The organism is Sinorhizobium sp. P24N7, from assembly GCF_042436655.1.
Lineage (GTDB): Bacteria > Pseudomonadota > Alphaproteobacteria > Rhizobiales > Rhizobiaceae > Sinorhizobium > Sinorhizobium meliloti_A.
On sequence record NZ_JBHMIW010000016.1, the window covers coordinates 84,543 to 97,234 of the forward strand.

12 protein-coding genes are annotated in these 12,692 nt (G+C 64.0%); 4 read left to right on the forward strand and 8 right to left on the reverse strand.

Going from position 1 to position 12,692, the window contains the following annotated elements:
- Nucleotides 1-163 precede the first annotated feature (163 nt).
- Entirely contained in the window at nt 164-1,192 is a 1,029-nt protein-coding gene (gene galE, locus ACFHWW_RS25485; RefSeq protein WP_018094143.1) for a UDP-glucose 4-epimerase GalE, read from the forward strand.
- A 16-nt stretch (nt 1,193-1,208) separates the two neighbouring features.
- Here galE and ACFHWW_RS25490 read toward each other — a convergent pair whose 3' ends face one another.
- From ACFHWW_RS25490 to ACFHWW_RS25525, 8 genes are all read right to left on the reverse strand, one after another.
- Nucleotides 1,209-1,514, reverse strand: a complete 306-nt coding sequence (locus ACFHWW_RS25490) for a chorismate mutase family protein (protein WP_100669651.1) — start codon at nt 1,512-1,514, stop codon at nt 1,209-1,211.
- A gap of 234 nt (nt 1,515-1,748) precedes the next feature.
- Nucleotides 1,749-2,753, reverse strand: a complete 1,005-nt coding sequence (gene cydB / locus ACFHWW_RS25495; protein ID WP_018094145.1) for a cytochrome d ubiquinol oxidase subunit II — start codon at nt 2,751-2,753, stop codon at nt 1,749-1,751.
- Complete coding sequence (locus ACFHWW_RS25500; RefSeq protein WP_379941614.1) at nt 2,743-4,224, reverse strand: cytochrome ubiquinol oxidase subunit I; 1,482 nt, start codon at nt 4,222-4,224, stop codon at nt 2,743-2,745. Before ACFHWW_RS25500 ends, cydB begins: the two co-directional genes overlap by 11 nt.
- A 213-nt stretch (nt 4,225-4,437) precedes the next feature.
- Nucleotides 4,438-5,607 (reverse strand): M20 aminoacylase family protein, encoded by a 1,170-nt coding sequence (locus tag ACFHWW_RS25505; RefSeq protein ID WP_379941616.1) that lies wholly within the window; start codon nt 5,605-5,607, stop codon nt 4,438-4,440.
- A gap of 1 nt (nt 5,608) precedes the next feature.
- Nucleotides 5,609-6,433, reverse strand: coding sequence for an ABC transporter permease (locus ACFHWW_RS25510; protein WP_379941618.1), 825 nt, complete (start codon nt 6,431-6,433; stop codon nt 5,609-5,611).
- Nucleotides 6,430-7,155, reverse strand: a complete 726-nt coding sequence (locus ACFHWW_RS25515; RefSeq protein WP_018094149.1) for an ABC transporter permease — start codon at nt 7,153-7,155, stop codon at nt 6,430-6,432. The genes ACFHWW_RS25510 and ACFHWW_RS25515 overlap by 4 nt, the downstream gene beginning before the upstream one ends.
- A 105-nt stretch (nt 7,156-7,260) precedes the next feature.
- Nucleotides 7,261-8,043, reverse strand: a complete 783-nt coding sequence (locus ACFHWW_RS25520) for a transporter substrate-binding domain-containing protein (protein ID WP_100670015.1) — start codon at nt 8,041-8,043, stop codon at nt 7,261-7,263.
- A gap of 35 nt (nt 8,044-8,078) precedes the next feature.
- Nucleotides 8,079-8,852: an ABC transporter ATP-binding protein gene (locus tag ACFHWW_RS25525; RefSeq protein WP_018094151.1), complete on the reverse strand. Its 774-nt coding sequence runs from the start codon at nt 8,850-8,852 to the stop codon at nt 8,079-8,081.
- A gap of 269 nt (nt 8,853-9,121) precedes the next feature.
- Here ACFHWW_RS25525 and ACFHWW_RS25530 point away from each other — a divergent pair, with 269 nt between their 5' ends.
- From ACFHWW_RS25530 to ACFHWW_RS25540, 3 genes are read left to right on the forward strand one after another with little or no spacing between them, the layout of a single operon-like run.
- A complete protein-coding gene (locus ACFHWW_RS25530) occupies nt 9,122-9,736 on the forward strand; it encodes a TetR family transcriptional regulator C-terminal domain-containing protein (RefSeq protein WP_018094152.1) in 615 nt (204 codons plus the stop codon).
- 23 nt (nt 9,737-9,759) lie between these two features.
- Nucleotides 9,760-10,950 carry a pyridoxal phosphate-dependent aminotransferase gene (locus ACFHWW_RS25535; RefSeq protein ID WP_275596810.1) on the forward strand — a complete coding sequence of 397 codons (1,191 nt, stop codon included), beginning with the start codon at nt 9,760-9,762 and terminating at the stop codon, nt 10,948-10,950.
- On the forward strand, nt 10,947-12,560 hold the full coding sequence (locus ACFHWW_RS25540) for a 5-guanidino-2-oxopentanoate decarboxylase (RefSeq protein ID WP_324762866.1): 1,614 nt from the start codon (nt 10,947-10,949) through the stop codon (nt 12,558-12,560). Before ACFHWW_RS25535 ends, ACFHWW_RS25540 begins: the two co-directional genes overlap by 4 nt.
- The last annotated feature ends 132 nt before the right edge of the window (nt 12,561-12,692 follow it).

Genomic DNA, 12,692 nt, shown 5'->3' on the forward strand with positions numbered 1-12,692 from the left:
GGTACGGCCAATCGGTAAAATCCGAGCGATCGGTGCGGCGGACCCTTAACCACCCCACCGAGAATAGCCGCTGCGTGCCGGCGAACAGCGCCCCGATTTAGAATTTCTGAAACGCGAACGCGTCTTTTCTGATCCCGCATATGCAGAGGGCAGGGGACGGGAAATGGCCGTATTGGTAACAGGCGGAGCAGGTTATATCGGCAGCCACATGGTATGGTCGCTGCTCGACGGCGGCGAAGCGGTGGTGGTGCTCGACTGCCTGTCGACTGGATTTCGCTGGGCGGTCGCACCGGAGGCGCGCTTCTACTTCGGCGATGTCGGTGACCGGGCGCTGCTCCAGCGGGTCTTTGCCGAGAACGACATCGACTCGGTCGTCCATTTTGCGGGCTCGGCCGTCGTACCGGAATCCGTCGCCAACCCGCTTGCCTATTATGAAAACAATACGGCCAATACGCGCACGCTCATTGCCGCAACCATCGAGGCCGGCGTTCGCCATTTCGTCTTTTCTTCGACCGCCGCCGTCTATGGAACCCAGGATACGTCCGACCCGGTCGGCGAGACCGCCGCCCTGCGGCCCCAGAGTCCCTACGGCCGCTCCAAGCTGATGTCGGAGATGATGCTGCAGGACGCCGCGGCCGCGCATGATTTCCGTTTTGTCGCGTTGCGCTATTTCAACGTGGCCGGGGCCGACCCGCTCGGCCGCGCCGGGCAGTCCACCTTCGGCGCGACGCATCTGATCAAGGTCGCCTGCGAGGCGGCGCTCGGGAGGCGCCGGAAGGTCGATGTCCTGGGCACGGACTATCCGACGGCGGACGGTACCGGCGTCAGAGACTATATCCATGTGAGCGATCTCGTGGCGGCACACAGGAGCGCGCTCGCCTATCTGCGGGCTGACGGTGAACCGTTGGTTGCCAATTGCGGTTACGGCCACGGCTTCTCGGTGCTGCAGGTGCTCGATACTGTGCGCCAGGTCTCCGGCCGCGATTTTATGGTGGACTACGCGCCCCGGCGCCCGGGCGATCCGGCGCAAATAGTCGCCGACTCTTCCGTAGCCCGGCTGAAGCTCGACTGGGTCCCGACGCATGCGAGCCTCGAGCATATCGTCCGGAGCGCCTTCGACTGGGAAAGCCATCTCGGCCGCAAGAACAGCTTCGACGAGGAACAGGACGAGCGGTTGATCGCGAACGGATGAGCCTTTGCGTGAAGCTTCAGGGGTGGTCCTCTCCGAGCAGTTTCCGCTCGTGCGCAATGGCGCGTTCGACGAGTTGTGCCCAGAATCGTTCGTAGAAGTCCGGATCGAGGCCGAGCTCGACCGCGTTCCTGCGCGCGTTTTCCTTCACCTCCGCCACCCGTGCCGGGATGTCCGCCTTGAGGTTGAGCGGGCGTTTGATCTCCGCGGCGCGCTCGATATAGCCCCAGCGTTCGGCGAAAAGCGTCATCAAGGCGCGGTCGAGGCGGTCGATCTCCGCACGTATATCGTCCATCGTCGTGCATTCTGCCGGTGTTTTCTGCATGTCGGATCCTCGCGGAGCGGAGGCCGCCCCATTTGATAGCGCCGAACTGCTAGCAAAGGGGGAGCCGGCTGAGAAGGGGTTAAACCGACGCAGCGTGACGGCTCCGCTGCGAGCGGGGGTTTCACGCGCCGAGAGCAAGCTTGATCGCAAGACCGACAATGCTGACCGCCGCGACGCCGGCGGCCCATAGGCCCACGAACCAGAGAAGCTTGCGGGCAGTGCCGCTGGAGCGCGTCAATGATAGCCCTCCTCCGGATCGACCTTGCCGCGGAACACCCAGTAGGCATAGGCGGTATAGGCGAGAATCATCGGCACCAGCACAAGCGCGCCGACGAGCAGGAAGGCGAGGCTCTCGTCCGGCGCGGCGGCATCCCAGATCGTCAGCGAAGGCGGCACCATGAAGGGATAGAAGCTGATGCCGATGCCGATATAGCCGAGTACGAACAGGCCGAGCGCGGCGATGAAGGGCTGGACATCGTGCCGGTCGCGGATGCCCTTGAGAAGAAGGTAAAGGCAGCCGAGGACGAGCAGCGGCACAATGACGCTGAAGATCGCCGTCGGCCATCCGAACCAGCGCTCCAGATAGACCGGCTCGAGAAACGGCGTCCAGAGGCTGACGACGCCCATTGCCGCAACCGTGGCGAGAGCGGTTCGAAGCGCGACGCCGCGCGCGCGTTCGGCGAGCTCGCCACGGGTCTTCATGACCAGCCAGGTCGCTCCGAGAAGCGCATAGCCGATCACGATCGCCACCCCGGTCGCGATTGAAAACGGCGTCAGCCAGTCCCACCAGCCGCCGACATAGGCCCGGTTCTCGACCGGGATGCCCTGCACGAGAGCCCCGAGCGCCAGGCCTTGCGCGAAGGCAGCGAGCATCGAGCCGCCCGCAAAGGCCCAGTTCCACAGGAATTCGCCACGCTGCGTGCGCCAGCGGTACTCGAAGGCCACGCCGCGGAAGATGAGGCCGATCAGCATGGCGATGATGGGCGCGTAAAGTGCGGGCAGGATCGTCGCATAGGCGAGCGGAAATACGGCGAGCAACCCTCCGCCGCCGAGCACGAGCCAGGTTTCATTGCCGTCCCATACGGGGGCCACGGAGTTCATCATGACGTCGCGGTCATGCTTTTCGGGGAAAAACGGAAACAATATCCCGACGCCGAGGTCGAAGCCGTCGAGAACGACATAGGCAAGCACCGCAAAGGCGATGATCGCGGCCCAGATCAGTGGCAGATCAATGGCCATGATGGCCTCCCTGGTTGGCTGTTGCCGGCCCGGGCGTCACTCCGGCCGTGCGCAAGGGTCCTTCGTCGAGTTCCGGCCTCGCATCGCGCGGAAGGCGTGCCATCAGCCGCAGGATGTAGAAGGTGCCGGCGCCGAAAACGAGAAAATAGACGATGATGAAGGCGACGAGCGAGGCGCCCACAGCCGGCGCTGCGATCGGGGAGATCGAGTCCGCCGTCAAAAGGTGCCCATAGATCGTGTAGGGCTGCCGCCCGACCTCCGTGGTGATCCAGCCGGCAAGCACCGCCACGAAGCCAGCCGGGCCCATGAGCACCGCCGCGCGGTGGAGCGCGGCATTCGTGTCGAGCGTGCCGCGCAGCCGACACCAGAGGCTCCAGAGGCCGAGACCGAGCATGGCGAAGCCAATCGCCACCATCACGCGAAACGACCAGAAGACGATGGCGACCGGCGGGTGCCGGTCCTCTGGTATGGTGTCGAGACCGGCAAGGGGCGCGTCGAGCGAGTGCTTGAGGATCAGGCTCGAAAGCTTCGGGATCTCGAGCGCGTAGTCGACGCGCTTCTCGGCGGAGTTCGGCATGCCGAAGAGGATCAGCGGCGCGCCTTCCGGATGGCTTTGATAATGCCCTTCCATCGCCATTACCTTTGCCGGCTGATGTTCGAGCGTGTTGAGTCCGTGCTGGTCGCCGGCGAAGATCTGGATCGGCGCGACGATCGCCGCCATCCACATGGCCATTGAGAACATCGTGCGGGCGCGCCGCGGCGCGGTCTTGCGCAGGAGGTGCCAAGCCCCGCAGGCGCCGACGACGAAGGCCGTCGTCAGATAGGCGGCGAGCACCATGTGCGTCAGCCGATACGGGAAAGATGGATTGAAGATGACCGCCCACCAGTCGTCGGGAATGTACTGCCCGGCCTCGTTGACGGAGAAGCCGGCGGGCGTCTGCATCCAGGAGTTCACCGCGAGGATCCAGGTGGCCGAGATCAGGGTGCCGAGCGCGACCATGGCGGTTGCGAAAAAATGCAGCTTCGGGCCGACCCGGTTGAGGCCGAAAAGCATGACGCCGAGAAACCCCGCTTCCAGGAAGAAGGCGGTCAGCACCTCGTAGCCCATTAACGGCCCGATTACCGGCCCGGCCTTGTCGGAAAACACGCTCCAGTTGGTGCCGAACTGGTAGGACATGACGATGCCGGAGACGACGCCCATGCCGAAAGCGACGGCGAAGATCGTCTTCCAGAAGTTGAAGAGCTCCAGATAGACCTCGTCCTTCTTCCAGAGCCAGAGCGCTTCGAGAACGGCCAGATAGCTGGCAAGCCCGATGGAGAAGGCCGGGAAGATTATGTGGAAGGAGACGGTGAAGGCGAACTGTATGCGTGCAAGGACAGTTGCGTCAAAGGCTTCGAACACGGCGCTGATCCTTTCGGGCGGAAACCGCAAGCTCAGACGCGAACGGCGTCCGGCATTTGCGATCTGCATCGTGTGATTGAATCTGACGCAATATTGCCAAAGGTCAATGACGGGCGGATCGTCACGTTGTCACACTGCGGCAATCGTTCGCCCGCGGCACTTTGAAGCGGTGCCCATCAGGGCCCCGCGTGCGACAGCGTCCTCTAAGCAGCCTGCCGTGTCTCGCTCTCTGGCCTCATCCCTGTGACGTGAACAGGGTTGAGAGGAAAGCACTCCGAGAAATCACCGGCGCGCGAGGTAGGCCTCGGCGAGCTCGGTCCAGAAGGCAGCGCCGATAGGCAGCAGATCGTCGTTGAAATCATAGCCGGGGTGGTGGAGCGATTTTTCCTCGCCTGTCACCCGCGAGCCCAGGAAGAAATAGCTGCCGGGCCTTTCCTTGAGCATATAGGCGAAGTCCTCGCTTCCCATGAACGGCCGGGCGAGATCGACGACCTTGTCGGCGCCTGCGAAGCGGATGGCGGCCTCGCGGAGGAAATCCGTCTCCGCCTTGTGGTTGATCGTCGCATCGTAGCTTCGCTCGTAATCGACGGTTGCGCGCATGCCGAAGCTTGCCGCTTGAGCCTCGGCGATCATCCGGATGCGGCGTTCGAGCTCGTCGCGGACACCCGGATCGAAGGAGCGTATGCCGACGACGATCTCTGCGCGCTCCGGAATGATGTTGCTGGCGGAGCCGGCGTGGAACGCGCCGACGGTCACGACGGAGGGGTCCATCGGATGGATGTTGCGTGCGACGATGGTTTGCAGCGCCATGACCATGCTGGCGCCGCAAACGATAGGATCGGCGGTCTCCTGCGGTTCGGCGCCGTGGCCGCCGCAGCCGTGAACGGTGATCCGCGCCTCGTCGACCGCCGCCATGATCGGGCCCTCGCGCAGAGCGAACTGGCCGAAGGGCAGGTTCGGTTCGTTGTGGAGCGCGAACACGGCATCGCAGGGAAATTTGTCGAAGAGACCCTCGTCGACCAAGATTTTCGCACCGCCCGCATTCTCCTCCGCCGGCTGGAAGATGAGGTGGATCGTACCGTCGAAATTCTTTCGCTCGGCAAGCGCACGGGCCGCGCCGAGCAGCATCGTCGTATGGCCGTCATGACCGCAGGCATGCATCAAGCCCGGCTTCGTGCTTGCATAGGCGGCCCCGGTTTCCTCCTGGATCGGCAGCGCATCGATATCGGCGCGGATGCCGATCGAGCGCGACCCGGTGCCGGATCTCAGCGTGCCGACCACGCCTGTCTTCGCCAGGCCCGTCGTCACCTCATAGCCGAGTGCTTCAAGATGGCGGGCGATGAAGGCGGATGTCCGCGTTTCTTCGAGCCCAAGTTCGGGATGGGCGTGCAGATCGCGCCGGATGGCGACGAGTTCCGGCATGGCATTGTCGATGGAGGCGGAAAGCTTCATGTCAGGCACCACGGGTGGGTATGCGGTTTTCGAAGTAACGGAAGGCCACGACCAGGATGGCCGTCAGGCACATGTAGATCGCCGCGAGCAGCAGGAGCGGCTCATAGGTCAGGTAGGTTTCCTGCCGCACCTTCGAGATCACCGCATAGACGTCGACGACGGTGATTGTCGCGACGAGCGGCGTGGATTTCAACTGCAGCACGGTCTCGCCGTTGAGGGTGGGCAGCGCGCGGTGGATCGCCCGCGGCAGCCAGATGCGCCGGAACATCGTCCAGCGGCCCATGCCGTAGGCACGGGCGGCCTCCAGCTCCCCGGACGGCACGCCGGCGAACGCGCCGCGCATGACCTCGCCCTCATAGGCGGCGAAGGATACCGTGAGCGCCGCTACGCCATAGGGCCATGCCTCGCGCAGATACGGCCAGAGAAAGGATTGCCGGATTGCGGGGAACTGCGGAAAGAGCGAGCCGAGCCCGTAATAGAGAAGCCATAGCTGCAGCAGCAGCGGCGTACCGCGGATGACGGTACAAAAGATGCGGGCTGGAGCCTTGAAGAACCAGGGGCCGGTCACCTGGGCGAGGCCGAGCGGCACGGCCAGGAGGAAGCCGAGGATCGCGGTGCTGAAGAGCATCGCCAAGCTTACGAGAATGCCGGAGCCGAGCCTCGGCAGGTAGCGCGGCAGCCAGTCCCAGCGCATGAAGACCGCGACCGCCACCACGAGCGCCGCGAAGAGAAGCATCAGCACGATGCGATGGGGTTTGAGGAAACTCTCCTTTCTCGGGAGGTCTTCCGGCGTGTATGCGAGCGCGTGGGTGGTTGCGTCGGTCATCGTTGCTCCGCGAAGCCGCGTCGCGCACGGCGTTCGACCATGCCGATGAAGACATTGGAAACGAGCGTCAGCGTCAGATAGAGCGCGCCGGCGGCGCAGAAGAAGAGGAGATAGGCCTTGGTGGCGCCTGCCGCCTGCCGGGTGACCAGCGTCAGCTCGCTGAAACCGACGACAGCGAGCAAAGCCGTGTCCTTGGTGGCGATCAGCCACAGATTGGCAAGCCCGGGGATGGCATAGGGCAGCATCGCCGGAAGCGTGATGCGCCGCAGCACCAGGAGCGGCGACATGCCGTAAGCACGCGCCGCCTCGATCTGACCGGCGGGAACCGCCTTGATCGCTCCGCGAAGCACCTCCGTCGAATAGGCGCCCTGCACGACCCCGATCACGAAGATGCCGGCCACGAGCCCGCTGATATCGACGGCTCCGACCCCGATGGCGCCCAGGAACTGGTTCAGAAGATCGGTGCCGGCATAGTAGAGAAGCAGGATGAGTACCAGTTCGGGCACCGCGCGAACCACCGTCGTGTAACACTCCAGAAGATCGCGAAGCACCGGCCCGCCATAGAGCTTGCCGAAGGCCCCGCCGATACCGAGTGCGAGCCCGAGCGCATAGCCGCCGACTGCGATCTCGATCGAGCTGAGGAAACCCTGCAGCAGGACGCCGCCCCAGCCGGGCGCCGAGAGCGAAAGCAGGCTCCAGTTGATAAAGGAATCACCGAGCACGGCAGCCTCTTAAACAGAGCGGGATCACGGACAATGTCTGCAATCCGCATCCCGCTCGAACACGAATTCAGGCCGGCGATCGCCCGGACCGCCGGCCGCTTGCGGTTATCCGCCGTAGATGTCGAAGTCGAAGTATTTCTTCGAGAAGGCGTCGTAGGTGCCGTTCTCGCGGATCGCCTTGATCGCCGCGTTGATCTTTTCCTTCAGTTCCGTCTCTCCCTTGCGCAACCCTACGCCGACGCCGGGCCCGATGACGTCGACGTCCTCGGCGACCTCGCCCTTGTAATCGCAACACTGCTTGCCCTGGTCGCTTTTCAGGAAGGCATCGAGGGCGATCGCGTCAGCCTGGACGGCATCGACGCGGCCGGCGGCGAGATCCTGGTTCGCCTCGTCCTGCGTCTGATATTCCTTCACTTCGACGCCGGCCGGCGCAAAGTGTTTCACGGCATAGGCCTGGTGCACGGTCGACACCTGCACCCCGATCGTCTTGCCGGCGAGACCCTCCGGCGTCGGCTTGATGTCGTCGCCCTTGGCGCCGATGATGCCGGTCGGCGTATTGTAGTACTTGTCGGAGAAGTCGATGGTCTTCAGCCGCTCCGCGGTGATCGACATCGAGCCGATGATCATGTCGATCTTCTTGGAGGTCAGCGCCGGAATGATGCCGTCCCAGGCAACCGGGGTGACGACACAATCGAGCTTGGCCTCGGCGCACATGGCCTTCATGAACTCGATCTCCCAGCCTTGCCAGTTACCGCTGGCGTCAGGCGAAGTGAAGGGCGGATAAGGCTCCGCCGCAATTCCCACCTTGACCTGTTGGGCCGAGGCGGCGGCCGCACCCGTGATGGCCAGGGCGGCGGCGAGCGCCACGAGTTTCAATGTCTTCTTCATGCCGTTCCCTTTTTGGTTGTTGAGCATTGCGGAATTCAGTGAATGGAGCTGATGAACTTCTTGAGCCTTTCGGATTTCGGAGCGCCGAAGATCGCCTCTGGCGGACCCTGTTCCTCGATCACGCCGTTGTGCAGGAAAACGATGTGAGTGGCGACGTCACGCGCGAATTTCATCTCATGGGTCACGAGCACCATCGTCCGCTTTTCCCGCGCCAGATCGCCGATGACCGAAAGCACTTCGCCGACGAGTTCCGGATCGAGCGCAGAGGTCGGCTCGTCGAAGAGCATGACCAGCGGCTGGATCGCAAGCGCCCGGGCAATGGCGGCGCGTTGCTGCTGGCCGCCGGACAGGAAGGCCGGATAGGCATCCCGCTTCTCGTAAAGGCCGACCCGGCGGAGCAGCGCCTCGGCCGTCTCAACCGCTTCGGCCTTCGTTTTACCGAGTACGTGCACCGGCGCCTCGATGACATTCTGGAGAATTGTCATGTGCTGCCAGAGATTGAAGCTTTGAAAAACCATGCCGAGCTGGGTGCGGATCCGCTGGACCTGCTTGCGGTCGGCCGGCATCAATCCGCCGTGTCCGTCCGGCTTCATGCGGATCTCTTCTCCGTGCACGCTGATCTGGCCGGCCGAGGGCAGTTCCAACATGTTGATGCAACGGAGAAGCGTGGATTTGCCGGAACCGCTGCCGCCGATGATCGCGATGACGTCGCCCTGCTGCGCGCTCAGCGATACGCCCTTCAGCACTTCCAATGGCCCGAAACGCTTGTGGAGGTCGGTAACCGCGATTGCCTGGGCCGCATCCGTCATCGGCGCGCGGCTCCTCTCGTTCGCGGAACGTTCGTTGAAGCCATAAAAACAGTTCCCCTGGTCGTTCTCTCGTGCAGCATCTTCGGCTTGTCACGCTGTTTCTGGAGGGCATCGTTGCACTTGTGTCGCTATTATTCAAGCGTATAATAACACCCGCGTCGATTTTCTGACGCTCCTCGCAACAACGGTCATTCCCGGGAGCAACGCATGAGCCCAACCGGTTCGCAGGCAATGACGATCTGGCTGAACGGCACGGCGCGGGGCACGCGGTGAACCGGCGCAGCTTCTATCGCGCCCCCGAGGGCGAGCGGCGCCAGGAACTGATCGAGGCGACGCTGGACTGCATTTCGGAATTCGGCCTCAAGGGTGCGACCGTGCGCCAGATCGCCGTTCGCGCCGGCGTTACCGCCGGGCTCGTCCGTCATTATTTCGAATCCAAAGACCAGATGGTTGCGGAGGCATACCGCGCCGTCATCGCCTCTCTCACGGAGAAGGCGAAGAACGTCGAGGGCGATCCGGCGACGCGTCTCAAGGATTTCATCGCCATCAATCTGACCGAACCGGTCGCCGACAGCCGCAGCATCTCTCTCTGGGCCGCTTTCATCAGCCAGGTGCGAGTCGATCCGGTGCTCTCAGAAATCCATCGCGATGGCTACCTCGCCTTCCGCAACGCGTTGCAGGAGTTGCTCAGCGATTTTCTTGCGGCGAAGGGCCGGCCCGCCGGTCCCGAGGAGTGCCGCCGCTACGCAATCGCGATCAACGGCCTCGTGGACGGGCTATGGGTCGAAGGCTGTCTCGCCGGAGATCTCTTTCGCGAGGGCGAACTGGTCGGCATCGCCATGGCCTCGGTCGAAGCCCTGCTCGGTCTTCGGATCGAAAAATAGAAAACGAATGAGGGAGTGAATACTTGCGCTACGCGTCGATCACATCACGTCTTGCCGAGCTCGGTTCCGGCAAATGGACGCTGCACACCCGCGCACGTCAGCTGAAGGCGAGTGGCGCCGAGCTCATCGAGCTCACAATCGGCGAACCGGATCTGCCGCCTGACCGCGCGCTTCTGGAAGAGTGTCAGCGGGCCATGAATGCGGGGCGCTACCGCTATTCAAACGGCCGCGGAGAGCCGGCGGTCGTGGCGGCGCTTACCGAAAAATACCGTCGCCGCCGTGCCGCCGTGACCGCGGAGAACATTCTTTGCTTCCCGGGAACGCAGACGGCGCTCTTTGCCGTGATGTTCGCGCTTGCCGAGACGGGCGACGGCGTGCTCGTCGGAGACCCCCTGTACGCGACCTATGAAGGCGTCATCCGGTCCACGGGGGCCCATCCGGTATTCGTACCGCTTGACCCGGAAAACGGCTTCCACATGCGGGCGGAGGATCTGGAAAATGCGGTCACGCCCGAATGCCGCGTGCTGCTCCTCAATACGCCGCACAACCCCACCGGCGCCGTTTTGACGGCGGAAGAGATTGCGGCGATCGGTGAAGTCGCGCGCCGTCACGATCTCTGGATCGTCTGCGACGAGGTCTATGAGGAGCTCGTCTTCGATGCGCTCTTCGCTTCGCCGTTCGACAATCCCGATCTTGCCGAACGCACCGTGGTCGTCTCGTCCATTTCGAAGTCGCATGCAGCACCCGGCTTTCGCAGCGGCTGGGCCGTCGGCCCGGCCGAGTTCACCGAGCGCCTGCTGCCGATCTCCGAGACCATGCTTTTCGGCCAGCAGCCGTTCATCGCCGATATGACCGCTTACGCGCTGACGCATGACATCGATACGGCGAGGCAGATGCGGAAATCCTACAGCCGGCGTGCCCGGCGGATCATCGACGGTCTTGCGGGGGCGTCCGGGGTTTCGGTGCTGCCGCCGGAGGCGGGTATGTTTGCGCTGATCGACGTCTCCGGCACGGGCCTCTCCGGCGAAGCCTTCGCCTGGGCGCTCCTGGAAGAGGAGGGAGTTGCGGTCATGCCGGGGTCGTCCTTCGGCGACAAGGCACGCAACTTTCTGCGCGTGAGCCTCACCGTTCCGGATGCCGCCATCGAGGAGGCCTGCCGCCGCATCGCCGCACTGGCCGAACGCTGCACCACCCGCAAGGAGCGCCGCGCATGACAGTCGAATCGAAAACCGTCGGCGAGACCCTTGTCGATCTCCTGGAGGCAAACGGAGTGGAGGTCGTATTCGGCATTCCGGGCGTGCATACGGTCGAACTTTACCGGGGCCTTGCCGCATCGAATATTCGCCACGTCACGCCGCGCCACGAACAGGGTGCGGGCTTCATGGCCGACGGTTATGCACGCGTCAGCGGCAAGCCTGGCGTGGCCCTCGTGATCACCGGTCCGGGCGTTACCAATACGATCACCGCCATGGCGCAAGCCCGGCAGGACTCGATCCCGATGCTCGTGATCTCCGGCGTCAACCGCCGGGATTCCCTCGGGCATGGCCGGGGGCTGCTGCACGAGCTGCCCGATCAAAATGGAATGATGAAGACGCTGGCGCTCTATTCGCACACGCTTCTCAACCCCGCCGATCTGCCGCTCGTCGTCGACCGCGCCTTTGCCGTGCTGCTTTCCGGCCGGCCGGGCCCGGTCCATATCGAAATCCCGACCGACGTGATGGCCCTGAAGATCGAGGGTCGTGCGGCAAAGCCGGCGGCGGCGACCCGCCCGCGCTCCGACAGCGAAACGCTGCAAAGGGCGGCGATCCTCTGCGCCGAAGCCGTCCGGCCCGTCATTCTGTGCGGCGGCGGCGCCCTGACGGCGGAAGCCGAAGTGCGGGAACTCGCCGAGCGGATCGGTGCGCCGGTGGTCACGACGGTCAACGCCCGCGGCATGCTTGCCGGCCATCCGCTCCGGGTACCGGCAAGCCCGAGCCTCAAGGCTATACGCGAGCTGTTGCGGGAGGCGGACCTCGTGCTGGCGCTCGGCACCGAAATGGGCCAGACCGATTACGATCTCTATGCGGATGGCGGCTTTCCGCTGCTGAAGAACCTCATTCGCACCGACATCGATGCGGCGCAGCTCGCGCGCGGACCTCAGGCAGCACTTTCGATCCTCTCCGGCGCGAAGGCTGCGACTGCGGGCATTCTGGGCTTCCTGCCGGACCATGCGTCAGCGAAGAATGGAGCCTCGCGGGCGGAGGCCGCGCGCAAGCAGGCGCTGAAGGAGCTGACACCGAAAATGCTTGCGGAAATCGGCGTCGTCGAGGCGATCTACCGGACGCTCCCCGACTGCACCATCGTCGGGGACTCGACCCAGGCCGTCTATGCCGGCAACCTCTATTGCGACGCACCGCGGCAAAGGGCGTGGTTCAATTCGGCGACGGGCTACGGCTCGCTCGGCTATGCGCCTCCCGCCGCGGTAGGCGCTGCGGTCGCCGATCGGGGGCGGCCGGTCATATGCCTCGTCGGCGATGGCGGGTTCCAGTTTTCTCTGGCCGAGATCGGTTCGGCGGTGGATGCGCATGCCAGGGTCGTCTTCCTCGTCTGGAACAATGACGGATACCGGGAAATCGAGTCCTACATGGTCGAATCGGGGATCACGCCGGAGGGTGTAAAACCTTCCGCGCCCGATTTCCTGCTGACCGCCAAAGCCTACGGACTGCCTGCAGAGCGGCTGGCGACCGTGAAGGATTTGCCTCGCGCTCTCGCCGATGCGGCGTCGCGCCCGGGGCCTTCGCTCATCGAAATCCACCAGGAGAGAACCGCCGGCGCTACAGCGTGACGGCCCGGATTTGACTTTTACGGCCCGGAGTGATGTTAAGAGCGCACATGCTCGAATCCGGCCACGTTCTTCGTGTAGCTTGGTGCTCGGGCTGAATTGTCTCGCTTGCGTTCGATCGCGGATAGACCGGAC